The organism is Lachnospiraceae bacterium, assembly GCA_025758065.1.
Taxonomy (GTDB): domain Bacteria; phylum Bacillota; class Clostridia; order Lachnospirales; family Lachnospiraceae; genus Enterocloster.
The window spans coordinates 2,880,060-2,904,464 of sequence record CP107199.1 but is presented as its reverse complement, the minus strand read 5'-3'; the positions used below and the strand labels follow the sequence as shown (position 1 = coordinate 2,904,464).

Genomic DNA, 24,405 nt, shown 5'->3' with positions numbered 1-24,405 from the left:
CTTTTTTGCGGATCATATGATCATTCAGGATCATAAAGAAGCTGCGATGGCATCTGCCAGTGCTTCTAACTGTGGATCCTGTTCATCCTTTAAAGCAGATTTTACAGTGACAGTCTGCTCTAAAATATTCATGTTCTTCATTCCGGAAAGTATCTCTTTCATCTGCTTTCCTGCTACAACACCCCAGGTACCATTTTCAATTACTGCTACGGTACGGTTCTGCAGTCCATGTGCCTTTAAATCATTTAAAACATGTTCCATATTAGTAAAGATCCCGCCGTTATAGGTAGCTGCTGCAAATACCAGATGGCTGCAGCGGAAGGATTCACTTACGATCTGGGATGGATGAGTTGCTGATACATCATAAACAGCAATGTTTTTTACTCCCTTGTCAGCCAGCTTGCATGCCAGGATATTGGCTGCATTTTCTGTATTTCCATAAATAGAACCATATGCGATCATAACTGACTTTTCTTCTGGTACGTAGCTGCTCCAGGTAAGATATTTATTTACGTACCAGCTGATGTTCTCACGCCATACTGGTCCGTGAAGCGGGCAGATGGTTGCAATTTCCAGACCTGCTGCTTTCTTCAGGAGAGTCTGTACAGAAGCGCCGTACTTGCCTACGATATTAGTATAATATCTTCTCGCATCATCTAACCAGTCACGTTCAAAATTCACTTCGTCTGCAAACAGGTTGCCGTTCATAGCGCCAAAGGTGCCAAAAGCATCTGCGGAAAATAATGTCTTATCTGTGGTATCATAAGTAACCATAACCTCTGGCCAATGGACCATAGGCGCCATTACAAAAGTAAGGTTATGCTTTCCTGTACTTAATGTATCTCCTTCTTTTACGATCACTGCCCTGGAATCAATATCAAAATCAAAGAACTGTTTGATGATGCCCACAGTCTTTGCATTGCATACTATCTTTGCTTCTGGATACTTTTCTGCAACCTGGCCTAAAGTTGCTGCATGGTCTGGTTCCATATGGTCTACTACGATATAGTCCAGAGAGCGGTCTCCTAATACCTTTGCCAGATTCTCATACAGCTGTCCTGCTACTGCCCAGTCTACAGTATCAAAAAGAACGGTCTTTTCGTCTAACAGCACATAGGCATTATAGGAAACACCTCTTGGGATCGGATAAGCATTCTCAAACATGGCCAGACGTCTGTCTGTACCTCCTACCCAGAATAAATCTTCTTTCACTTTCTTTACACAATACATAGCTCTTCTTCCTTTCTGCACATTGTAAGTCTCATTTTCAGGTTATTTTAAAGGTCAAATATCTCAAAGTCATCGTCTTTGTCTTTGTCCTCTGAGGTCTCTTCTGGTACTGCCGGCTCCTCATATACTACATTATCGTCCATTTCACCATTTTCATCCACATCTGCTTCCTCATCCAGATCTTCAAACTCTATTTCTTCGATGTCATCCTTTGCTTCTTCATCTGATACAGCTTCTGTCTCTTCTGGTTCTGCAGTTTCCGGCTCTTCCTGTACAGCTTCTGGTTCTTCCTCGTCTGCAGCTTCAGATCCGTCCTCAGACTCGTCTAAATCTTCAAGATCAAGATCCTCATATTCTTCTGTATCGTCATCATCCTCATCTATCAGGTCATCTTCCTGCTCTTCTGCTTCGTCTTCATAAAGCTCTTCTTTCGCTTCATCATTCTCTTTTACAGACTTCTTTCCAGAACGGGATGTCTTTCTTTTTTCTGTTTTCTGCTTCTTGCCTGCAACAGATACCACCAGAAGCACCATAAAGATAAGAGCTACAACAATAGCCGCGATCAGCAGCGTCCTGAACAGGCTGTAATCCTTTCTCAGGGAATCATATTGGTCTGCCAGCTGTGTATAAACATCTTCACTTACTGCTCCCTGTGCATTTGGATCTTCAAAGTAACGCTGGATGGTACGCTCATTGTTATTTAAGTCATAGCGGTAGAAGTTCTTCTCACCGGCTTCATTCATAGCATAAATGACACAATACTGATGCTCTGTCTCATTGCCCCATACCCAGCCTTTAACAGCATGTCCATCAATGGTGATCTTTGTTTCTGTCAGTCCTTCCGGTATCTGTACAGAAGCATCTGGTTCCATTACAGTAAAGCTGCGCCTGGATACAGTCATCTGGAACTGTTCAAAGCTTCCTTCTCCATCCACATTCTGTGTACCCTCATTTGGACCGCCTTCCTGTTTGGTAACAACGATCACATATTCCCTGGTAGTTTCCCCATCCTGGGCAGTAACCTTTAAAGTCACCCTGTTTTCACCCATCTGCAGGTTTTCATTGCCGCTTACTACCTTAGAAGCACCTTCGTCTGTAGTATCCGCGCTGATGATCAGTTTATCTACGTCTGTTCCTACTGTCACTGCATAGGAATCTACATCAGAAGAAAACTCCGGTGTCAGGCTTCCCGGTGATACCTGCAGGGACTTTAAGGTTGCATCCTTGGAAGCACTTGCCAGTGCGCTGACCGTTACCTGGGATTCTCCCTGCTTCTCAACTGTTACGATCTTGGAAGAAGAATCATAGATCTCCTGGCTTGTAACCGTGATCTTGCTGGTACCTGCTGCTGATGCCTTAAATTTCAGGTCATAAGCAAGGGTCGTTGTATTTCCGGCACCGCCGTCACCATGGACACGGACTGCCCCGTTTCCGCCTTCTGCATTAGTACCTTCTATAAATTCAAGACTGTTTGCATCATATGCCAGCATGATATCTGCTGTAGAAAGATTATCACTGCTGGTGATCTTCATTTTTACATTGATCTCACTGCCTACAGAAGCGGTTGGATCTGAAAATGCGATCCTTGCTGTCGCTGCATAGGCAGTTATCCCATAAAATGGCAAAAATACGTTTATAAGACAGATGGCAGCAACTGCCGCTGCCCACTGTCTGATCTGTTTTAATGTCATGTTCATTCCTGCTTTCCTAAACTATTTCGGTCTCATTACTGCACGTTTACAATGGTAACATTGCTTCCGCCGGGAGTATTGCCATTTCCCGTTTCTCCATGTCCTCCTGTATTTCCAGGTGAACTGGAAGAGCTGCCAGAACCTGCCGGTGATGCAGTGGTATTCTGGCCGGAAGGGGTTGCTCCGCCAGCCTGACGCACTACATGTATGGTGTAAGTCCTTGTACTGCCATTCTGCGCTGTAACGGTTACTGCAATATCACTTGAATTGCCGGTAAGTTCTATATTTCCAGTACCTGCAACAGAAGCATTGCCATCTGCAGTAGATGCACTGATCTGGATACTTGTAACTGATGTATCTACGATCAGATTGTAGCTTAATGTATCCTTTCCAAAGGAAGGTGTCAGGCTGAATCCATCTGCATTTAAGCCAGAAAGCTTATTATTCGGGCTTCCGTTTCCTGTAGGTGCAGCACATGCCTGCTCCGGCATATTGTTAAATACCGGTATATAAAATTCCAATGCAGAGTTCTTTAAGGAACTGTATGCCTTAGAAAGACGCTCTGCCTCAGAAGCTGCGCCCTGCACATTGCTCATATACTGGTGTTTATATGGATTCGAGCCTTGTACATTAAACTTCTTTAAATAGAATGTATTCTGTCCTGCTTTTACATAATTATCGCCATAATTCTGGGCGCCGCCTAAAATGGATTTTTCCACCGTATTCCATGGTCTTCCATAACTACCGGACTGGCTTGCATACCGGAGTCCCATCTGGGTAGCTGACATAGAACCGGACTGATATGCTTCTACGTTAAAGAAGTTGTAATAACCGGAATATCCGGAATAATTTCCTGAGATCAGAGGTGTTCCACCGTTTACGCCCTGCTCCTGAAGGATCATGGCAGCTAAAACATAAGGGCTCACACTAGATTTCGTAGCTGCATCCATTAAAATATCCACATAGGATTTACTTGTGGAAACAGATACAGAAGATCCGGTCTGATCCGAAGTACCTGTTGTGGTATCTGCAGCCGTTCCCGGCTGGGAAGACACATTTCCAGGCTGGGAGATACTGGTACTGTTATCTGTACTGCTTCCATCGGACTGTCCCGGAGCTACCAGGCTCACATTGGAAGTTACCAGATTATGCTCCTTTGGTGTAATAGAAGCATGTGGCGATTCCAGACTAACATTTCCGTTTCCTGTACTGCTGCTCTCTGTGGCACTGCTGCTTCCCGGTGCCTGTGTACTTACAGCTGCACTACCTGATGTACTCTGGCTGGCAGATGAACTGCCACCTGATACGCCCGGACCATGGTTGGAATCATCTGTCATGTTTTTTCTTCCCCCAGGGCCTTCTTTTGAAACACTTCCAGATGAACTGCCTGATGAATTACCTGATGAACTGCCTCCCGGACCGGAAGAACTGCCGGAAGAAGAACTGCCTCCCGGACCGGAAGAACTGCCGGAAGAAGAACTGCCTCCGGTTCCTGTGGAATCTGTGGTCCCTGAAAGGAAGGAACCGGCAACCATTCCTGTAAGTCCCTCTTTTGTCTGGCTGTTTCCATCGTATTCATGGGACAGGAACTGGAACACATAGGTATCATCTAAAAAGTTTCGCGGATCCATATAATAACGGATGATATCCCGGGATGCTGCCACCCAGTTGCTTCCGTCAAAACCGGTCCAGCTGCTGTTATCCCAGTTATAAGCGCCGCTTTCTACAGATTTCCAGGAAGAAATACTTCCTGTTGCCACCAGATTACGGCCAAGAACTGACTCATTTTCAACAGCTGTATTCCAGTCAATCCCTGTATTCTTTGCCCTGAATACCCAGTTTGGATACTGGGCATGAAGCTGCCTTAAACCATCTTTATAGCTTTCCGGAAATCCCTGGGAAGTCAGATAAGCTTCAAAATTTGCATCTGCGGAATACGAAACCGGGATGCGTATGTAGGAAGAAGAAACATAGCCTGTGCCGGTTTGTCCGCTGCTTCCCGTGTACTGGATCTGGTACCAGGTCTTTCCGTCTGTTCCTGTCTTCTCTCCTGTAATGCGTACGCTGGCACCTGCTGCCAGACGGGCAACTGCACTGTAGCCGGTTCCTGCATCACTTCTTACGTTTAAAGAGGACGCCTTTACAGTAGCCGTCCCCGTATAAGCATAGGAATCTAACATATGAAATGGCAATGGTCTGCTTAATGGAACATTTGCAGCCAATGTCAGGCCTAACAGAACTGCAAGGCCTTTTTTGTATATTTTTCCCTTCATCTGCTGTATTATCTCCTGAATTCTCTGATTCAATGATATGATGATACCAGGGTCAAAAGGTCATAAATCCGATGCAAGCTTGCTTGCAGGAGGATTTTTGAACTTGGGACCCGCCAAAAACATGAGTAAGAAGCCATTTTTTGAAGAAAAATGAGCGGATTACGAATGTTTTTAGAATTGCGGGAGTGCAAAGCACGTAGCAATTCGGTATCAGAGGGGTCAAAATACCTTTTGACCCCAACATCATCATGATATGTGTTCCCACTTAAAAAGTTTAAAAGTCCTCTTTCAAACAATCCTATCCCAGACATTTCACCTTTGAACACTCGGTATCATTATAATGATAATTGCCGCCTCATGTCAACTGCAACAAAAAATGTTCACACAAATCAAACTAATTCGTAAGAAAACTTTAACACTTACCAGGCAGAAATCTTTCTTTTAAATTCTCCACAGAGATAAAACATGACCCAAAGCCGTCAAAATATCCATTTTTTTTACTGACCTGTCACTATATAATGAAAGTTCTCCCATAAGCATATCTTCTATATAATATCGTACACTTCCAATCTTCTCTCCCTCTCTTACAGGAGCATCTAACTTCCGGGGAAGGATTACTTTCTTTCTGGTTTTCTCACCCTCTTTTATCAGGGCAGAAAGCTCTATTTGCGAAAGTTCTATTTCCCTTTCTTTTGCTAAAACAAAGCTTTTTTCTTCCTCTCCCCAGCAGATGCCGCCTTCTACCTTCACAGGCACTGGCTCTGTTTTTCCCAGATGCTTATACAGATCTGTTTTATTGTAATTTTTCAGTCCATAAGAAAACAGGATTCCTGCATCTGACCATTTTCGTGTCTTATAAGGCGGCCAGCTGCAGCCTAATAAGGCAATAACAAATAATTTACCATCTTTTTTTAACGCTCCTACATAAGAATAACCGGCTCCCCCTGTAAAACCGGTCTTTCCTGTCAGCGCCCCATCCATCATAGTTAAAAAAGCATTGTGGTTCCTGCACTGGATCTGATGTTTATTTTCCGAATCATAAAAGGTGCGATCCTGGGTCTGGGTTATTTTTAAAAATTCTTCCTTCTTCGGGGATTGTTGTATACAATATACCATTATCCTTGCCAAGTCCTCTGCAGTAGTAGAATGGATCCGTTCTTTTCCTGTTTCATCCGTTTCTTTTGCATCCAGACCATTTGGTGTGATAAACCAGGTATCCCTGCAGCCTAAATCTTCTGCCTTTTTATTCATCAGCCTGGCAAAATCTTTTCCTGTCCCTCCAATATGCTCTGCGATCATTACTGCTGCATCATTATAAGATTCCAGCATCAGACCGTAAAGCAGATCTTTTAACAGATATTTCTCTCCCTTTTTCACTCCCATATGTACCTTTGGCTGGGAAGCTGCACAAGAAGAAGCTGTGACCAGATCGTCTAAATCTCCCATTTCCAGTGCCAGGATACAGGTCATGATCTTAGTGGTGCTTGCCATGGGCCGCACCTGTTTTTCATTTTTTCCATAAAGAACGCGGCCGCTGTACCCATCCATCAAAACAGCGGACTGGGAATAAAGCTTCAGTCCGTCTTTTTCCTCTGCCAGACTTTGCAGATTACAAAAAAGGAACAAATAAACAAGTACAAAAACCAGGACCAAACAACGGAATTTCCACCGCATCCCTCTGTTTAAAGCATTTCTTTTCTCATTCACCTTAAGGGCTTCTCCCCAAAGGGTTCTTTTTCTTATCCTATTCCATCTGATTTACAGATATGCTGAAATTGACTATATCTGCTGCCTGTGTTATGATTTTTACAGAACATGTATTCTCCCTTTCAGGAGCACATTCATTTTTCAGGAGAGCACTATGAATATACCGAAACAGCGCGTTATTTTTCATATTGATGTAAATTCTGCTTTTTTAAGCTGGGAATCTGTATACCGCCTTGAGAAAAATCCCCAGGATACAGATCTGCGCACCATTGCCTGTGCAGTAGGCGGTGATTCAAGCACCCGTCACGGTATCATTCTGGCAAAATCCACTCTGGCAAAGAAACAGGGGGTTACCACCGGGGAACCTATCTCCCAAGCGTTACGAAAATGTCCTGATCTGGTGATCGTACCTTCTCGTTTTGATTTCTATATCCAGTGTTCCAGAAAAATGATGACTCTTTTAGAGGAATACACGCCGGACCATGAAAAATTTAGTATCGACGAGACTTTTCTGGATATGACAGATACCATTCACCTGTTCGGTCCTCCTTTAAGCACTGCCAATATAATACGGAACCGGATCCGGGACCAGCTTGGCTTTACTGTTAATATTGGTATTTCTTCAAACAAGCTTTTGGCAAAAATGGCCTCTGATTTTGAAAAGCCGGACAAATGCCATACACTTTTTCCTAATGAGATAGCAGAAAAAATGTGGCCTCTGCCCATCCGTGACTTATTCTGCGTAGGACAGTCTGCCCAGAAAAAGCTGGAAAACCTGGGTATTCGCACCATTGGCCAGCTGGCTCGCTGGGACTTAAATCTGTTAAAAATACATCTGGGTGAAAAATACGCAGTGATGATCCACCAATATGCCAACGGCATTGACAATGACCCTGTAGCAGAAAAAGAGCCTGTTAATAAAGGATACGGAAACAGCATTACCTTATCCAGGGATATTTCCGATTATGAAACAGGCTGTCAGGTACTCCTCTCCCTGTGCGAGACCGTGGGTGCCAGACTGCGGGCAGACCATGTACTCTGCAGCAGTGTATGTGTGGAACTTCGGGACTGGTCCTTTAAAAACCAGTCCCATCAGATGACCTTAAATGAACCTACAGATTCTACATCACAGCTTTTTGAATGTGCCTGCAGACTTTTAAAAGAAGCCTGGGATATGACTCCCCTGCGGCTTATGGGACTGCGTGTGGGAAAAATATCTGATGACAGCTTCTGCCAGATGAGCCTGTTTGAAGAGCCTCACGCCAGAAAAAAAAAGGAATTTGAAAAAACCGTAGATTCTATCCGCAGCCGTTTTGGCATCGACAGCATCAAACGTGCCAGTTTTCTGCAAAAAGATGCCATCGTAGACCATGCTGCAAGCAAAAAGAAAACCTTTAAAACAGGATCTGCAAAAAACGGATCTGGAGAGGAACTTTAAATATACATGATAAAAAAGACATTACAATACAAGATCACCGAAGAAGACCAGGGAAAGACCATAGAACAGTTTTTAAGGAGCAAAGGCTATTCCCACCGTCTGGTAGTTAAACTGAGAAATTCTCCCACCGGCCTTACTATCGGCGGGAAGCTTGCTTATACCATCCACCGTCTGCAGGCAGGTGAAATACTGACCGCTGCATTAGAAGAGGAAAACTCCCAGAACATTGTTCCTGTTAGGCTTCCTTTAAATATCATCTATGAGGATGAGGATATTTTAGTGATAAATAAAGATGCCGGTGTGCCTATCCACCCTTCCCAAGGCCATTTTGACCACACATTAGCAAACGCCGTTGCCTGGTATTACCAGAGCAAAGGCCAGACTCTGGTCTACCGGGCCATTAACCGCTTAGACCGGGATACCACCGGTCTTTTAGTCATTGCCAAGCATCTTCTTGCAGGCTGTATCTTATCTGACCAGATGCTCCACAGGCAGATCCACAGACAATACCGTGCTATTGTCTGTGGAAAGACAGAAAAAGAGGGCATCATTGATGCCCCAATAGGACGAGCAGAAGACTCTACTGTCCTGCGCCGTATTGACTTTGAAAATGGTGAGACAGCCAGAACCCATTACCGTCTTCTCTCCTATGATGAAGAAAAGGATCTTTCTTATATCAGTCTGAAGCTGGATACCGGCCGGACTCATCAGATCCGGGTCCATATGGGCTATATCGGTCATCCTCTTCCCGGTGATTTTCTCTATAATCCGGACTACCGCTATATCAGTCGCCAGCCACTCCACTCTTATGGACTGGAATTTATCCATCCACTGACAAAAACACCTTTAAGCTTTACAGCTCCACTCCCGAAAGACATGGCAGCTTTAGTAAAGGAATAACAAAAACCTTATCCCAGACCAGTACATCGTTTCGAAAATAACTGTACTAATCACGTAGGATGCGGAGTTGAGTGTGCAGGTCTAAAAACGCAGGCGTAGCGGGCTACGCTGAGGCTTTTAGGCCTGTGCAATCAGATTCGCAGACAAGTGAGTGGTATAGTTATTTCGAAAACGATGTACTAGTGTACCGACAAATTGATTTCTAAAGCAATATATTTCCAAGTCTAATCCATTTTTATGAGTCAAACTTTGAATTTAGTTCAATAGGGTCCGAAAGGGCTCCTCCATGTATAAACGCATTCACGGCAATTTTGTCCATTTTGCTCCGCCACCGATTAGGTAGGTCTCCGGCAAACTCGCTCACTGCGTTCGCTCAAACAGTGCCTCCAACCTACCAGCTATGCTCACAAAATGGACAAAATTACCTACCGAATGCTTATTATACATGGGTGAGCCCTTTCTACTGTATTGGATATGTCACATAAAAAATGCCGTACTTAAATACAATCCCCCACCTACATGAAAACTGCTTACTGGTTTGCTCCTACATTTTTTATTGCCAATAACGTAGAAAGCCGCCGGTACACATGACAGAATAAGCATTTGTTTGAAAATCCGTGAGTGGGCGCGCATAGCGTCAGAACGGAGAACCACTGTTTGAGCATGCAAAGCGTGCGAGTTTGGTTCGCAGTTCTGACAATAGGCGACGCAAGCCCACAAACAAAGGATTTTCTCCCAAATGCGCATCTGTCATGTGTACCGGTGGCTTTCGGACCTTAGTCAACAATATCCGAATTCGTTTTATTATCCAAAGCCAAAAGAATCAAAACGCTCTTGGAAACACGTGCTGAAAGTTTATTGTCTTTGCTCATAGCTAAAAGTTTTTCTTTCTCTTCCTGACTGAGAAAAACAGAATATTGAGTTGGATAATTATATGATATCACGTATTGATTTAGAAATCAATTTGTTAGTACACTAGTACATCCATCTCAACCCCTTTGGATAATGGTTTTTAATGATCCCGGCTGCCATTTTTCCCCAGCCAAGGCTTAGATTTCCTGTACATATCAATACCCAGCCTTTTTCACAGGACACAGACATATCCGTGGCTGCGTTCAGTGTCTCTCCTTTTAAATATTTAACAGCATCTACACTGTCCGGTGCCAGTTCTTTCCATACTTTTACCTGTTCCGGTCTCAGCCAGAGAGCAAAAGCATGGGATGGCTCCAGACGGTTTTTCTTTACAGTTCCTATATGCAATCCCGGGCGAAGCACTTTTAATCCTTTTAAACTGACCATCTGAGGTGGAAGAAGATAAAGCTGATCTCCAAATCGAAGATACTCTTCCCGCTTTTTTAAGAGTTCCGGCTCAATAAGTGTTTTGTCCAGAAAACGATGCAGCTCTTCCATCACTTCTTTTTCCTTTTTCGGATCTATATAAGAAGGCTGGCTGCGTTTACCGGTGAATTCCCCACTGTCCTCTCTCCGACGAAGAACCGCCATAAAATGACCTTCTCCCTCTGTTTTATGAGGCATAATACGGAAAGCCCGTTCCAGATGGAATTGTTCTATGGCTGTAAAAATTTCTTCTGTTTCTTCTGTTTTTTCATGTCCGTAAAAGGCCCATTTGGGCACTGCATTCATCAACCCCTCTGGACATTCTCTTTCTTCCAGATAAAAATCCTCATGTTCTTGTAAAAAAGAAAGGATAGTACCTTCATTTTCCTCTGGTGCAAAGGTGCAGGTAGAATATACCATGGTGCCCCCTGGTTTTAGCATAGACGCAGCATCTTCTAATATTTCTTTCTGCCTGGCTGCACACATTTTTACATGGTCCTCACTCCACTGCTTTACCGCCTCTTCTTCCTTGCGGAACATCCCTTCTCCGGAGCAGGGGGCATCTACAGCGATCCGGTCAAAAAACTGCACAAAAAACTTTGCCAGACTTCCTGCATCCTCATTTGTGACAACACAATTTCCCACACCCATACGTTCCATGTTCTGGGAAAGGATCTTTGCCCGGCCCGGATGGATCTCATTAGATAGAAGGAAGCCTTCTCCCTTTAACCTGGAAGCAATGTGGCTGGACTTTCCACCGGGAGCTGCACACAGATCCAGTATGTTTTCACCTGGCTTCGGATCTAAAAGTTCCACTACGGCCATAGCACTTGGTTCCTGGATATAATAAAGACCTGCTTCGTGGAAAGGATGTTTTCCTGGTCTTGCCTCCAATGGATAATAATACCCTTCTTTTACCCATGAGACCGGTGTCAGTTCCATCTGTAAGACCTGGGATGTCTTTTCTGCCAGAGACTTTACTCCCTTTTCTTCCCAGTCATCTTCTCTTCCCTCTTTTGTCTTTAAACTGTTAAAACGCAATCCCTGTACCTTTTCCTGCTCATAACTGGCTTCAAATGCACTGTATTCTTCTCCCAGCAGTTCTTTCATACGCTCTTTAAAGCGCTGTGGCAGTGTTATCATCCTATTTTCCTTTCTTTCCTCATGATACATGACAGCAAAAAGGCTGGCAGGTTCATCCGCCCCACCAGCCTTTTTCCTGATCACTTTATTAAATCCGATTACAGTATTACCTTGAAGTCATCAGATGCTTCACCGTTTACTACGTAGTAAGCAGCACCTTCTTCTGCAACTATATACAGTTCAACTTCTTTGATCTCTGCATCCTTGTGTGTGTTCTTGTATGCTTCTACAGCTTTGTCTAATACGCTCTTTGCAAGAACATCCTTACCAGCGAACTGGAAGTGCACTTCCATCTTTGGCTCAGCTGCCTTCTTTGCAGATGCTCTTTTAGTAGCAGGCTTCTTTGCAGGTGCCTTCTTAACAGCCTCTTTTGCTTCTGCTGCAACTGCCTTTACAGTAGCTGCTGCTCCCTTTACAGTTTCCTTCACTACCGGAGCAGCCTCTTTTACAGTTTCCTTTACAGTTTCTTTCACTGTAGATGTTTTAACTGCCTTCTTAGCCATTGTCATAATTCATTCCTCCCTGTTTGATCTGGGATATCCGGAGGCCCGGCTCCGAAATCCGTCTATATTTCGTTCTATTAAGGTCTCTTTATTGTGTCACAACGCATTATAGAATGGTTTTGGGGATTTGTCAATGTTTTCCAGCATCACACACCTGGACCGATCTCGTCTGCAGGGGCTTTTGTGGCAAATGCAGGGCCCACTTCTTGTGTGGCATTTTCCGCAGAAGCGGTAGTTTCAACAGGCTGTACAACAGCAGATTCGGAAGGTGCCTGGGTCGGTGCAGCTGTTTCCTGTGCCTTTGTGGTCTCTCCAGGTCCTGCAGGGCTTACTGTTGGCACCGGTGTTTGTGCTGGCTGTGTCTCAGCCGGTGTTTGTGCCGGTGTCTGTGTGGGCTGTTCTGCCGGTGTGGTCTGTACAGGTACTGCTGTTTCAGCTTTTCCGGAAGCCTTGGTAGCCTGGGAATTTTCTGTACCTGCCAGATTATAGCAAATGACCGGTATTCCTGCATACACATTTTCAAATAAAGTCTTCGCAGCTGCATAAGGCATATTAATGCAGCCATGAGAACCGCTCTTTTTATAAATAGTGCCGCCAAATGTATTTCGCCAGCTGGCATCATGGAAACCAATACCGCCGTTAAAAGGCATCCAGAATTTTACCGGACTTGCATATCCCTGTCCCTTTAAAGTGGCATCTCTCTGCTTATAGGTAAGACCAAATAGTCCAGGAGGAGTTGTATATCCCTTAGATACATTTCCTGATACAAAATCAGATTCCAAAATTTTCTGTCCTTCTTTATACATGAACAGATGCTGGGCAGTCAAATTCACTTCCACATAGGTATTTCCATAGTCATTGCCGTCATGGCTGGCTGCCTTCTGGGCATAGGCAGGTTCTTTTGTAACATTCTTTCCTTCTGCCAGAGCCTCCTTTAAAGCAGCTGCCTCTGCCTGCTGATCGATCCTCCATCCATAAAAACCGCTTACTTCTACTTGCGGACCATAACTGGTCTTAAATGTGCGCTTGCTGTAAGCTGTGTTGTATTTAGAAGCCAGGGATTTTACATATTCAGAGATTTTACTTTCATCTATGCTTACCTGTCCACCTGCATAAGAAAGCCAGGTATGGATCTTTTCTCCATCCAGGATCTCCTTTTTGCTTCCCATGGTATAGGTAATAGTCATATTGGCATAACGGTTCAGGCTTTCTGCCAGTGCAATAAGGCTTTCATCATCTGAACGCACTGCCGGTTCTTCATAACAGCCCAGCTCATCCAGATCGATCTCTTCTTTCAGATCGTTAATAGCCGCCTTTACCTCTTCCTTTACTTTTTCAGGTTTTAACTGGTCTCCTTCTGTCTCAGGAATAACAGAATAGCCTTCTCCTTTTATATAATCTGATAAATGAGCATCCACCGGTGCAGTCACATAAGCTGGATCCATGGCATTTAAGCTGTCTACTGCCTGATCAAGAGCCTCATCCTCATAAGCCAGCATAGTCTCGATCTCATAGTTTTCCCCTTTTATCATATGAATGGGCCAGGTATAAGGATTTTGCTGCTTAAGAATGTTTTCAAGACTTCCATCAAATACAGTATTAAGCCCGATGGCACTTCCCTCTATGTTCTCAGAAGCATCATTTCTTAACACCAGGCGCAGGGAATAATCGCCTGCCTCCTTTGCCATAGCTTCTTCTACTGCTTTAGAACTCATTCCTGCTACGTTCATTCCGTTAATGCGGGTACCTGGAAGGTATGTATTCTGGTATTTCATAGACATACCTACATATCCGGCTGCACCGGTTATTACCACACCTGCCAGTATTCCCGCTGCAAGCTTCCAGGAAAATGGCTTTTTCTCTGTTTCCTTTGTTTCATTTTCCTCTGCCTGGTTTTCTTCCCTGACAGCTTTGGTCTTTTCTCTTTCCGCTTTTTCTTTTTCTTTTCTTTCCTGCTCCCTTTCTTTAAAAGCCGACCTGCTGCGGCTTACAGGAATCTTTTTTTCTTTTTTTTCCATATTTTTTATATAAAAAACCTTTCTGACATTATCATTTTTCATTCATGAAGGCTTTCAGGATATCTGCCAGCTCTTTTAGGCTGTCCGTGATATTTCTGAAGGCTCCATAATTATACAGGCTCACAAAAAACATACCACAGGGCACTGCCAGGATCATTCCTGCAATACCTTTTAATTTAAAACCTAAATACAGGAACAGCAGGGTCAATATGGGGTTTAATCCCAGACTGTCTCCTACTAACTTAGGCTGTACTACCTGGCGGATCACCTGGGTAAGTACATAAATAAGTAAAAGCCCTGCTGCAAAGGCATATTCTCCTCCCAGCAGCTTAATTATCCCCCATGGAAGCAGAGCTGTTCCTGCTCCAAACACCGGCAGAAAATCCAAAAATGCAATGAGGAATCCCCATAACAGGCTGTATTTTACTCCAAGTATGAAAAATCCCACTGTTAATATTATCCATACCACTGCCATGATCTTAAACTGGGCAGTAAAATAGCATTCGATCAGACGACGGGCCTCTGTCCTTATATACTTGCTGTATTTTTTTGCCCAGTCAGGCATATGGCTTCTTACAAAAGCCAGGATCCGGTCTCTGTCTGCAATAAAAAAATAAGCTGACAGAATAGTAACAACAGAGTATACCATAAGAGAGGGGATCATTTTCGCCACTGCCCCTGCTGCCTCTACTGTAGGCGGGGCAATGGAGCCTGCCAGCTTTCCTACCAGTTCCCCCAGATTATTTCCCAGTTTTTCCCAGCCGGTCCTGATGCCTGCAGGTGCATAGGTAAACAGGTTTTCCAAATGGGTCAGGCTTTCCTGAACTTCCGCTTCGATCCCTGCATATAAGTCAGGCAGATCTTTCATAAAAGACCACAAAAGCCTGGCACCATTTGACACAGCCAGATAAATAAGGCCAATGACCAGAGCCAGGACTCCGGCTACAATGACCATGGAACTGTGTTTTCGCACCAGGCATAGCTTTCTCTCAAGAAAACGCACCAGCGGATTGGCCAGCATGGAGATCAGCCAGCCGATCACAAAGGGCATAAAAAATTTCAAACACCTGGGTCCGAAAAAGCATAAAAGAAGCCATCCGGACGCAGGCAGCAGGATCTTTAGCATCAGACGCAGGATATGTTTATCCATTCAATCATCTTCCTTTCAGGCATTGGGTAAATATGCTTCCAAAAAGCGGAATAATGTATCCATTTCTTCATCTGTTCCTATAGAAATACGAAGACTGTTGTCCAGGCCAGGTGTTTTAAAATAGCGCACATAGATCTGTTCTTTCTTCAATGCCTCAAAGATCTTTTCTGCCGGAACAGACTCATGAGAAGCAAAGATAAAATTAGACCTGGAATCCGGGAACGTAAATCCCAGTTCTGCAAGACGTTTCTTTGAACGTTCTCTGGTAGCCACGATCTTTGCCAGGGTGCTTTCAAAATATGCCTTATCTTTTACTGCTTCCACACCTGCAAGTAAAGATGGCAGATTCATCGTATACGAATTATAAGAATATTTTACGTTATTTAAGGCCCTGATCAGATCCGGATGCCCCATTGCAAAACCAATACGCATACCTGCCATGGAGTGAGACTTGCTGAAAGTCTGGACTACCAGGAGATTTTCGTACTTTTCTAACAGCTCCAGGGCAGAAGGTCCTGCAAAATCCACATAAGCCTCATCTACAATGACCACTACATCCTGATTTGCTATTAATATCTCCTCAATCTGGTCTAAAGGCATATACACGCCGGTAGGTGCGTTTGGATTAGGGAAGATCACGCCACCGTTTTCTTTTGCATAATTCTTTATATCAATGGTAAAATCTTCTTTTAAAGCAGGCGTCTCAAAAGGCACTTTAAACAGATCAGCCCATACTTTATAAAAAGAATAAGTCACATCCGGAAAAAGCACCGGTTTATCTGAATTAAAGAAAGTAAGAAAACTCATCGCAAGAACATCATCAGAGCCTACTCCTACAAAAACCTGATCCTCACCCAGACCATAATAAGCAGCCAGTTCCTTTACAAGAACAGTCGCTGCAGGATCCGGATATTTGCGCAGCCGGTCTGTATCCAGTTCTTCCAAAACCTTCTTCACTCCCGGAGCCGGCGGATATGGATTTTCATTTGTATTTAATTTTACGATCTTGTCTCCCGCAGGCTGTTCTCCCGGTACATAAGGAACCACCTGACGGATGTTCTTTTCCCAAAGTCTCATGACTTATCTCCTCTCTTTCAGACATGGACATATTTCCGTACAGCATCGATAAAATAACCAGCATAGTACTTCCCTTGATTTTATCCTTGAAGTCCATGATTGTCAATATAGAAGAATCGTTGTTTTTTCTTACATTTTAATGTATACTTTTACTAATAGTTTTAACAAAAACCATAGTAAAGAAGGTATACCTATGAATGTATTTGATATACTCGGTCCTGTTATGATCGGTCCTTCCAGCTCTCACACAGCAGGTGCCGCAAGGATCGGCCGTATTACAAGGACTCTTCTTGGAGCGCCTGCTGTAAAGGCGGACATCCTCCTTCATGGATCCTTTGCAAAAACATATAAGGGACATGGTACAGATAAAGCTCTTATTGCCGGGATCATGGGAATGGCTACCGATGACGTACGCATCCGTCAGGCACCTGAACTTGCAAAAGCAGCAGGGCTTAAGGTCCATATTTCCACAGGTGACATTGACGGTGCCCATCCAAATACAGCACGGGTCACTTTAACAGATGCAAATGGCCGCCAGGTATCTCTCCTGGGTTCCAGTATTGGCGGAGGAAACATTCTTGTAACAGAGGTCAACGGCATGGAAGTTTCTCTTACCGGCCAGTATACCACTCTCATCGTCCTTCACAAAGATACCCCCGGCATCATTGCTGCTGTAACAGAGGTCATGGCTGAAGAAGGCATTAATATCTGCAATTTCCGTCTTTCCAGACAGAAGAAAGGCGGCGAAGCGGTAATGACCATTGAACTGGATGGAAAGCCCAGTCCTGAGATCAACAAAAAGATCAACACCCTTCCAAATATCTATTCCAGCACCATGCTGCAGCCTATTTAATAAGTGTAAATACAAATATGCTCTCGGAATCTTTCTGTGCTTGATTTTGTGAGAAGATTTTTTGTCAGTTGTACCCAAATTTCTGAAGCGTTGGCGTTGCGTCCGCCTCTGAAATTTGAGTGCGACTGGCGGAAAACCGGCCACAAAAGCAAGTGCAGGAAAGACTCCAAGAGGACATCAAAGTCTTAAGGAGGTTTTCCTGACATCATGAATACTGATTTTAACTACTCTTCTGTTGCCTCCATTATCCAGGCTGCAGAAAAAAACAGTCTTCCCGTTTCAGCCCTGGTGCTGAGCCAGCAGGCACAGCAGATGGAACTGGAGGAAAAGACTGTATATGAAAAAATGGCTTCAAATTTTCAGGTTATGAAGGAGTGTATTGAACCTGGCTGTGATGAACACTTAAAAAGTACCAGCGGTCTCACAGGAGGCGATGCCTATAAGCTGCGCCGCTACAGTGAAGAGGGCAAAAGCCTGACAGGATCCTTTCTTTCAGGTGCCCTATACCGGGCACTGGCTGTTTCTGAATTAAACGCTTCCATGGGCCGTATCGTAGCTGCCCCGACTGCCGGAAGCTGCGGCATCCTTCCTGCTGCACTTATTACCATGCAGGTGGAAAAAGGATGTTCTGACCATGACTGCGTAATGGCTCTTTTTACAGCCTCTGCTATTGGTATGGTCATTGCAAACAATGCCTCTTTAGCAGGCGCCCAGGGCGGATGCCAGGCAGAGTGCGGTTCTGCCGCTGCCATGGCTGCCGCCGCTATTACAGAGCTGGCAGGCGGAACCCCCCATATGGTCTCCCAGGCAGTTGCAATTGCCTTAAAAAATATCCTGGGACTTGTATGCGATCCGGTAGCCGGTCTGGTAGAGATCCCCTGTATCAAACGCAATGCCTCCGGTGTAGCAGGCGCCTTTGTGGCAGCAGAAATGGCTCTTGCAGGCATTGACAGTGCCATCCCCGCAGATGAAGTCATCTGGTCCATGAAACGGATAGGCGATATTATGTCACCTACCTTAAAAGAAACTGCAGAAGGCGGACTGGCCGCCACACCAACCGGAAGAAAGCTTCACGACCAGGTATTTGGTCCTGGTGAAGTCTTAGGCGGATGCAGCGGCTGTGCCGGCTGTCATTCATAAACGATACTTTTATTTAAAAACCACAGGAATTCCTGTAAATAACTTTTTTCCCGCAGAAGTCAGTTTTTCAAGGTCCAGGTTGACCCTGAACTGGCTTCTGTTTTTCATCGTCACATAAACAAACAGATCTTCTCCCCCGTCAAAGCTGCTGCAAAGTCCATTGTTTTCTGCCAGAGAGCTTTCCTGGCAGGCACCTGTGAGTAAAGCGATATCAGCAGGATCTGTAATATATAAATGTCCCTGATTGGAATAATGAGGATTCTCTGCTTTCAGCTTTTCTAATCCATCTCCCTGGTGAAGCCTTACTACACCGTTTTCATCTGTATACAGGTTTTGCAGGTCGATCCGTATGCTCTGGATATTTTCAGCTGTCATATAGCTTCCCGGCTCAACAGACTGTTTCTTTAGCACTTCTATTGTATTTCTAAAAGAAGGATACACCGGCCAGGAAACGCAGTAATCTTCCGTTATATCATAGGCCGGATCACTGTCATAATAATAATTGGGATCAAACCCACCTGCCATATCATTTACAGACATATCATTTGCTGGCATCTCCATAACCATGTTCCAATAACCCTGCTGTTGTAAATAAGCAGACATATTGTGGTCTATAAATAACAGGCTTCCTACAGGATCCTCCTGTCTTCTATCTGCCACTGTCTGTGCCAGAAGATCTGCCTGGTATGCTTTTAACACTTCTTCTGCTACTGCACTTTCCTTTGTCTGATACCATATTCCCCCTGCTTCTTTGTATATTACCCCCGAAAGGTTTTCTGTTTTTTCTTCAAAAACAGGATACAGTCCCTTTTTGTATTCTTCAGAAGCATACAGAGTATCATATTCACCCATAATGCTGTTTAAAGATACACTGTAACGCCTTCCCACCTGTTTTCCATTTTTTAAGTTATAAAATACATTAACATAAATTTGAATATCTTTCTCTAAATTATCATCTTCTCCAGAGCCCACTTTACCTGCAACGAAGATGGATGTAGGGCCATCCGCTCCACCGATCACAGAAATAGCATCAGCTGGCGCAGTTTCGGCGACCATAAGTTCAGCCTCTCTTGCCGCAGATATTCCATAAGACCGGGAAAAACGTTCTTTACGGTCTTTTTCCGCCTCTTTTACGCCTTCCCTTGCCACAGCAAGTACAGTATCCATATCTGTCAGCTGCATATGCTCCTTTACAAAATCATAAGTACTGGTAGTATATTCGACACACCATTTTCCATCTTCTTCTACTGCATGTGCATAGCCCTTCAGAAAATTTTCATCTATGGAAAAATCCAGTCCTGCAGATGCTATTTTTTCCTCTTCCGGGATAAAACGGTCATAGCCATACCAGTCATAATGAAAAGACAGGAAAAACAGGACACCTGCTGCTACGCAGCCCAACAACTGTAATTTATGGGAAAACAGTTTCTTAAAATCAGCCTGGTAAATGATCTCAATGATACAATGGGCTAAAAGGACACCAGCTACCATTCCAAACAGTCCCCAGCGCAGACGGCTCTGCAGTGTCCAGAAGAACATGGAAGCCCCCATACCAGCTGCAAGAACAATGAGGATACGGATAGGCGCCATGGTCTTTTTAAAGGCCATAGCCTTTCCTGCTGCCTCCATAGGACGTTTTCTGTAAAGCTCCATTCCAAGGATACCGCCTGCAAAGATTGTAATCAAAAGCCCCAGGATCTGGGCTGCTGCCACTGTCTTTCCGTCAGAAATATCTGCCAGGGACATAACGTACGCACCTACAGGAGATAAATGTCCCAACGTGTCAAAGAGTGCTTCATTTGGGATCTGATCCGCTGTAATGAAAAATATATCTTCAAAGCCTTCGATCAGTGCGCCTACTGCCGGGAAGAAACTGAAAAATACAGCTGTAGCTAAAAGTCCTACAATGATCTTTCCCGTCATCATCATAGCCACAATGACCGTCTCATAAGTCACTATGTAATACAGCAGGTTCATGAAAAAGCCAAAAAGCATAGGACCTGCAAACTTTGCCGGGCTTACTCCGTATGCAGCTGCTGCCGCCATAAGCACTAAAAGATGGATAAAATAGGTGACTGTTAGTATCAGGATACCATCCACATGATATACCAGATACAGCATTTCCCTTCTTACAGGAATACTGTGATAAAAATCCACCTTCTTCTGATTATGAAGATAAGCAAAACCGGCTGCACCGATGACTACTGCTGCTGTTACCATTAAAAATAAGGGCATAACATTTCCATAGGAAACCAGGTTCACTACAGCCTTTGTCTTATACTCCAGCACTTTTGCCAAATATTCCGGTGTTCCGGTATTTACTAAAGGCGTATAGCCGTTATACATGGCAAACTGGCTGTTTGCTGCATTTTCCATAGTCAATGCCAGATTTACAGGATAGGCAAAGAAAAATCCCAGAAACAGCAGGGCAACGACCCAGATCCTGCGCTTTAGATCTTCTTTTTGCAATTTAAAAAATAAGCTTGCGGATGTCATAACCTGCCACCTCCGTTTCACTGATGAATATTTCCTCTAAGGACAGAGGAATGCACTCAAAAAATACAGGCTCATGCTGGTTCATAATGCTTTCTGCTTCCTGTCTTGTTCCTCTTACTGTAAGAGTGAGAAGCCGTCCTCTCCCTTCCTGGGAAAGGATCTGAAGGCCCTTTAAATCATCTGCTGTCATTCCTTCCTTTAATACACACTGGATCTTATGGATATTTAACTTCATATCATCTAAGTCCTTTGAAAGAAGGATGCCTCCTTTATGGAGCAGTCCCACATGGTCACAGATATCTTCTAACTCCCTCAGATTGTGGGATGCGATCACAGGTGTCATATTACGGTCTTCGATCTCAGCTGCGAAAATGCTCTTTACTGCCTGACGCATAACCGGATCAAGACCATCAAATGTCTCATCACAAAAAAGATAATCTGTATTGGAGCAAATGCCTAAGATCACTGACACCTGTTTTTTCATTCCCTTGGAAAAAGTATGGAGCTTGCGTTTTTCATCCAGACCAAAGTTACCCATTAATTTATGAAAACGATCCTTATCAAAATGCTCATAAACAACACTGTAATATTCCATCATATCAAGAGGAGACGCATTACTGAAAAAATGAGCATCGTCAGGTATATAGAAAAACTTTTTCTTTGCTTTTATGTTTTCAAATACCTCTTCTCCATCTATGGTCACATGGCCTCCATCTGCCTTAAGGATCCCTGCGGCCAGACGGAGAAAAGTGGATTTACCGGCTCCGTTTGTTCCGATCAGACCAAATACAGAGCCACTTTTGATTTCTGCATTAATGTGATCTACTGCCACCAGATCATCAAATTTCTTTGTCAGATTCATTGCCTTGATCATCTGCCTTACCCCCTTCCTTTTCTTCTAACATCTTTATCATATCCCGGCAGCTTACACCAATGCGCAATCCCTCTTCTATAGCTGTGTTAAACTGCTCTTCCCAATCCTTTCGTATTCCGGCCTGAAGCCGCCTTCCATCTGCCACAAAACTTCCTTTTCCCTGAACAGAGTAAATATAACCCTGACGTTCCAGCTCTGCATAGGCTCTCTGAATAGTATTGGGATTAATGGAAAGCTCCGTTGCCATACTGCGAACCGACGGCAAACGACTGTCCGGCGGTAATACACCAGAAAACATCAGCTCTTCTAGTTTTTCCGTCACCTGTTCATACAGCGGACGCCGGTCCCTGTAATCCAGCACGATCATGTAGCCTCTCTCCTTCCTTTCTGTCTGTCCATCTGTAACATGTCTGGCCCCATAAGCTGTTACAGTCCAGCTATGACTATAAATTGTACCAACTGTACTAATCATATTAATACAGTTGTGATACACTTAAGATATCATTATCCTATGATTTATACAAGGGTATTTTTTCTTAAGAATATATTACGATGTTGATCGCTACGTGCTTTGCGTGCTCGCAATCCAAAAAAAATATCGCCTGCACAGTCCACTTTTCATGGCCCTGTACAGACGATATTTTCCGTAAACTTATTTTATTTCATTTACATTTCCCAGAGTTACCCGTCAATCATACGATCAATTCAATTCTTTGACCTATTAATCTTCTTTAATCTTAACGATAACTTTCTTAATAGGTGCCGGAGCGCCGTTAGCTGCCTTCGGCTTATGTGCATCCCATGGATTGAAGATGAGATACTGACCAGCTTTTACAACTACCTGCAGCCCCTCTGTGGTATTCTCGAAGAATACTACGTCCTTATCTGGATTGTAAGGAGTCTTTACAGTCATTTCATGTGCAGGAGCATAGGTCATAACCTCACTTCCCTCGATCACGTACTGGATGTCGGTATAATGCTCATGTGCCTCATACTTAGCCTCTTCCCACGGAATAGTGGTGTATGCGGTAACATTTGCATATACATCTTTTCCATCGATCTCATATTTTCCAGGCTCTAATGCTGCAAGGTCGGTATTCTTTAAGAAGTCTACTGCTTTTGCGTATCTTCCTTCAATACCTAAGTTTCTGTAAAAGTCCAAATTCTGTTTTTCATCAAAAATCATGGTCTTTTCTCCTTTGAATGGTTATTGACAGTGTTATTGATATTTTTCTATCAGTTTCCTGTCTGTATCAGTATACACCCAAAGCAGTCTGAAACTCAATCCCTTTCTTACAGCTATTTGAAAAAACTAATTACAGTCCAGCCATAACATCTTCTTGTTTCCATATTCCTGGAAACAAGAAGCCTTGTGGTTCCACCATATGCTAGCCCATAGCTGAACTATTTAAAAAATTCGTGACCTCCGTGTGCAAAAAGGTAGGTTAACCTTGAATCAAACCAACCTGCTTTTCTGCCGGAAGCTTTTCTGTTCATAAAATATAATGCACCGTTTGAATAATCTTCCCCATCCAGCGCACGGTCTACACACCGGATAGTTTCAGCTGTTACTTTCACGGAATTGATCCTGCCGTTAGATACCGGCTGGAACTGGGATGTCTGGTATACGACTCCCTTTACGTTTCCAGGGAACTTTCCAGAAAGAACGCGGTTGATGATCACATCAGCTACTAATATCTTGCCTTTCTCATCACATACACCAGCTTCTGCCTGAACGATCCGGAGCAAAACCTGATAATCTTCATCAGATACCTTGATCCTTCTGGCAGCTCTTCTTTCTTCCTCTGCTTTCCGTCTTGCTTCAGCTTCTTCTTTTTCTTTTAGTATCTGTTTTTGAAGCGCTTCTATTTCTATCTGCGCATCTGCCTGTCTGCGCTGTCTGTTGCGGACATCTCTCTCCAACAGCGCACCGGCCAGATGCTGGCCTTCACTGCCTGTGTTCAAAAGTCCGAATTGTATTTTTGCTTCTGTAACAAAACTGCTTCCTTCAAGGAGTGCCTCTGTCTCCGGTTCTTCATCTGCTTCCAGAGATTCCACGGTCCTTGGCGCTGCCATTGCGTTCTTACCGCCTCCGCCAAATCCATTGGCTGAAAAGGCAACTACTGCAATAACAACAGCTCCTGACATAAGGACAGAAGACGAACGATAATGTTTTTTTGTCAGCTTAACAGAAATAGAACGGACAAAAAACATCACCGACTGAAGGAATGAATGCCATGTAAGCATACATACTCCTCATATTCTTTCCCGAAGCGTACTGCCTCGTAAATCCATTTCAGAGCGGTAAACTGCATCCGCTCCCAAGTGCCATTGTGGAGAGTTTTCCCCACTTTATGCCTGTTTTTCTGGGATGTATCGGTAATTATATGGGATTTCATCTTACACGTCAACCTTTGTGCAACAACTTTGTCACGTTTTAAAGTGAATTGGAAATAAATGTAAATTCATTTGTGCTTTTTGCGCATTGTGCCGTATATTTATCAATTATTTTAGGCATAATGACGATTTATTTTTTACGTAATTGTTACATCTTTGTTAAGATTTATTTTTGTT

At 43.8% G+C, this 24,405-nt stretch carries 18 protein-coding genes; 4 read left to right on the top strand and 14 right to left on the bottom strand.

Annotated features, from left to right (window positions below; all coding sequences use genetic code 11):
- Nucleotides 1-30 precede the first annotated feature (30 nt).
- From OGM16_13490 to OGM16_13475, 4 genes are all read right to left on the bottom strand, one after another.
- Nucleotides 31-1,230 carry an FprA family A-type flavoprotein gene (locus tag OGM16_13490; GenBank protein ID UYJ45810.1) on the bottom strand — a complete coding sequence of 400 codons (1,200 nt, stop codon included), beginning with the start codon at nt 1,228-1,230 and terminating at the stop codon, nt 31-33.
- A 47-nt stretch (nt 1,231-1,277) separates the two neighbouring features.
- The gene (locus OGM16_13485) at nt 1,278-2,921 is read right to left on the bottom strand and encodes a cadherin-like beta sandwich domain-containing protein (GenBank protein UYJ45809.1); all 1,644 of its coding nucleotides are present in this window, start codon (nt 2,919-2,921) and stop codon (nt 1,278-1,280) included.
- A 35-nt stretch (nt 2,922-2,956) separates the two neighbouring features.
- Nucleotides 2,957-5,194: an SH3 domain-containing protein gene (locus OGM16_13480; GenBank protein ID UYJ45808.1), complete on the bottom strand. Its 2,238-nt coding sequence runs from the start codon at nt 5,192-5,194 to the stop codon at nt 2,957-2,959.
- A gap of 441 nt (nt 5,195-5,635) precedes the next feature.
- A complete protein-coding gene (locus OGM16_13475) occupies nt 5,636-6,901 on the bottom strand; it encodes a D-alanyl-D-alanine carboxypeptidase (protein ID UYJ45807.1) in 1,266 nt (421 codons plus the stop codon).
- A gap of 154 nt (nt 6,902-7,055) precedes the next feature.
- On the opposite strand from OGM16_13475, the gene OGM16_13470 reads away from it, so the two are divergent.
- Both OGM16_13470 and OGM16_13465 read left to right on the top strand, forming a co-directional pair.
- Entirely contained in the window at nt 7,056-8,339 is a 1,284-nt protein-coding gene (locus OGM16_13470; GenBank protein ID UYJ45806.1) for a DNA polymerase IV, read from the top strand.
- 6 nt (nt 8,340-8,345) lie between these two features.
- Complete coding sequence (locus OGM16_13465) at nt 8,346-9,239, top strand: RluA family pseudouridine synthase (GenBank protein ID UYJ45805.1); 894 nt, start codon at nt 8,346-8,348, stop codon at nt 9,237-9,239.
- A 975-nt stretch (nt 9,240-10,214) separates the two neighbouring features.
- On the opposite strand, the gene OGM16_13460 is transcribed toward OGM16_13465, so the two are convergent.
- The 5 genes from OGM16_13460 to hisC all read right to left on the bottom strand — a co-directional run bounded on the left by OGM16_13460 (nt 10,215) and on the right by hisC (nt 16,468).
- Complete coding sequence (locus OGM16_13460; protein UYJ45804.1) at nt 10,215-11,720, bottom strand: RsmB/NOP family class I SAM-dependent RNA methyltransferase; 1,506 nt, start codon at nt 11,718-11,720, stop codon at nt 10,215-10,217.
- A 98-nt stretch (nt 11,721-11,818) separates the two neighbouring features.
- Complete coding sequence (locus OGM16_13455; protein ID UYJ45803.1) at nt 11,819-12,229, bottom strand: DUF6465 family protein; 411 nt, start codon at nt 12,227-12,229, stop codon at nt 11,819-11,821.
- A 140-nt stretch (nt 12,230-12,369) separates the two neighbouring features.
- Nucleotides 12,370-14,241, bottom strand: a complete 1,872-nt coding sequence (locus tag OGM16_13450; protein ID UYJ45802.1) for a L,D-transpeptidase family protein — start codon at nt 14,239-14,241, stop codon at nt 12,370-12,372.
- 31 nt (nt 14,242-14,272) lie between these two features.
- Nucleotides 14,273-15,391, bottom strand: a complete 1,119-nt coding sequence (gene ytvI, locus OGM16_13445) for a sporulation integral membrane protein YtvI (protein ID UYJ45801.1) — start codon at nt 15,389-15,391, stop codon at nt 14,273-14,275.
- Nucleotides 15,392-15,406: 15 nt separating this feature from the next.
- Nucleotides 15,407-16,468: a histidinol-phosphate transaminase gene (gene hisC / locus OGM16_13440; protein UYJ45800.1), complete on the bottom strand. Its 1,062-nt coding sequence runs from the start codon at nt 16,466-16,468 to the stop codon at nt 15,407-15,409.
- Between the two features lie 193 nt (nt 16,469-16,661).
- On the opposite strand from hisC, the gene sdaAB reads away from it, so the two are divergent.
- Both sdaAB and sdaAA read left to right on the top strand, forming a co-directional pair.
- Nucleotides 16,662-17,321, top strand: a complete 660-nt coding sequence (gene sdaAB / locus OGM16_13435; protein ID UYJ45799.1) for an L-serine ammonia-lyase, iron-sulfur-dependent subunit beta — start codon at nt 16,662-16,664, stop codon at nt 17,319-17,321.
- Nucleotides 17,322-17,528: 207 nt separating this feature from the next.
- Nucleotides 17,529-18,461 carry an L-serine ammonia-lyase, iron-sulfur-dependent, subunit alpha gene (gene sdaAA, locus OGM16_13430; protein UYJ45798.1) on the top strand — a complete coding sequence of 311 codons (933 nt, stop codon included), beginning with the start codon at nt 17,529-17,531 and terminating at the stop codon, nt 18,459-18,461.
- A gap of 9 nt (nt 18,462-18,470) precedes the next feature.
- Here sdaAA and OGM16_13425 read toward each other — a convergent pair whose 3' ends face one another.
- The 5 genes from OGM16_13425 to OGM16_13405 form a co-directional block, all read right to left on the bottom strand.
- Nucleotides 18,471-20,957, bottom strand: coding sequence for a sodium ion-translocating decarboxylase subunit beta (locus OGM16_13425; protein UYJ45797.1), 2,487 nt, complete (start codon nt 20,955-20,957; stop codon nt 18,471-18,473).
- Nucleotides 20,932-21,831 carry an ABC transporter ATP-binding protein gene (locus OGM16_13420; protein UYJ45796.1) on the bottom strand — a complete coding sequence of 300 codons (900 nt, stop codon included), beginning with the start codon at nt 21,829-21,831 and terminating at the stop codon, nt 20,932-20,934. The genes OGM16_13425 and OGM16_13420 overlap by 26 nt, the downstream gene beginning before the upstream one ends.
- Nucleotides 21,797-22,198 (bottom strand): GntR family transcriptional regulator, encoded by a 402-nt coding sequence (locus OGM16_13415; GenBank protein ID UYJ45795.1) that lies wholly within the window; start codon nt 22,196-22,198, stop codon nt 21,797-21,799. The genes OGM16_13420 and OGM16_13415 overlap by 35 nt, the downstream gene beginning before the upstream one ends.
- Before the next feature lie 354 nt (nt 22,199-22,552).
- Nucleotides 22,553-23,017 (bottom strand): YhcH/YjgK/YiaL family protein, encoded by a 465-nt coding sequence (locus OGM16_13410; GenBank protein ID UYJ45794.1) that lies wholly within the window; start codon nt 23,015-23,017, stop codon nt 22,553-22,555.
- A 218-nt stretch (nt 23,018-23,235) separates the two neighbouring features.
- Nucleotides 23,236-24,078, bottom strand: a complete 843-nt coding sequence (locus OGM16_13405) for a cell wall hydrolase (GenBank protein UYJ45793.1) — start codon at nt 24,076-24,078, stop codon at nt 23,236-23,238.
- Between the last annotated feature and the right edge of the window lie 327 nt (nt 24,079-24,405).

Bases quoted from the DNA above. Each gene is read 5' to 3' on its own strand.
- OGM16_13490 (UYJ45810.1), bottom strand. From the start codon at position 1,230: ATGTATTGTGTAAAGAAAGTGAAAGAAGATTTATTCTGGGTAGGAGGT.
- OGM16_13485 (UYJ45809.1), bottom strand. From the start codon at position 2,921: ATGACATTAAAACAGATCAGACAGTGGGCAGCGGCAGTTGCTGCCATC.
- OGM16_13480 (UYJ45808.1), bottom strand. From the start codon at position 5,194: ATGAAGGGAAAAATATACAAAAAAGGCCTTGCAGTTCTGTTAGGCCTG.
- OGM16_13470 (UYJ45806.1), top strand. From the start codon at position 7,056: ATGAATATACCGAAACAGCGCGTTATTTTTCATATTGATGTAAATTCT.
- OGM16_13465 (UYJ45805.1), top strand. From the start codon at position 8,346: ATGATAAAAAAGACATTACAATACAAGATCACCGAAGAAGACCAGGGA.
- OGM16_13460 (UYJ45804.1), bottom strand. From the start codon at position 11,720: ATGATAACACTGCCACAGCGCTTTAAAGAGCGTATGAAAGAACTGCTG.
- OGM16_13455 (UYJ45803.1), bottom strand. From the start codon at position 12,229: ATGACAATGGCTAAGAAGGCAGTTAAAACATCTACAGTGAAAGAAACT.
- OGM16_13450 (UYJ45802.1), bottom strand. From the start codon at position 14,241: ATGGAAAAAAAAGAAAAAAAGATTCCTGTAAGCCGCAGCAGGTCGGCT.
- ytvI (UYJ45801.1), bottom strand. From the start codon at position 15,391: ATGGATAAACATATCCTGCGTCTGATGCTAAAGATCCTGCTGCCTGCG.
- hisC (UYJ45800.1), bottom strand. From the start codon at position 16,468: ATGAGACTTTGGGAAAAGAACATCCGTCAGGTGGTTCCTTATGTACCG.
- sdaAB (UYJ45799.1), top strand. From the start codon at position 16,662: ATGAATGTATTTGATATACTCGGTCCTGTTATGATCGGTCCTTCCAGC.
- sdaAA (UYJ45798.1), top strand. From the start codon at position 17,529: ATGAATACTGATTTTAACTACTCTTCTGTTGCCTCCATTATCCAGGCT.
- OGM16_13425 (UYJ45797.1), bottom strand. From the start codon at position 20,957: ATGACATCCGCAAGCTTATTTTTTAAATTGCAAAAAGAAGATCTAAAG.
- OGM16_13420 (UYJ45796.1), bottom strand. From the start codon at position 21,831: ATGATCAAGGCAATGAATCTGACAAAGAAATTTGATGATCTGGTGGCA.
- OGM16_13415 (UYJ45795.1), bottom strand. From the start codon at position 22,198: ATGATCGTGCTGGATTACAGGGACCGGCGTCCGCTGTATGAACAGGTG.
- OGM16_13410 (UYJ45794.1), bottom strand. From the start codon at position 23,017: ATGATTTTTGATGAAAAACAGAATTTGGACTTTTACAGAAACTTAGGT.
- OGM16_13405 (UYJ45793.1), bottom strand. From the start codon at position 24,078: ATGCTTACATGGCATTCATTCCTTCAGTCGGTGATGTTTTTTGTCCGT.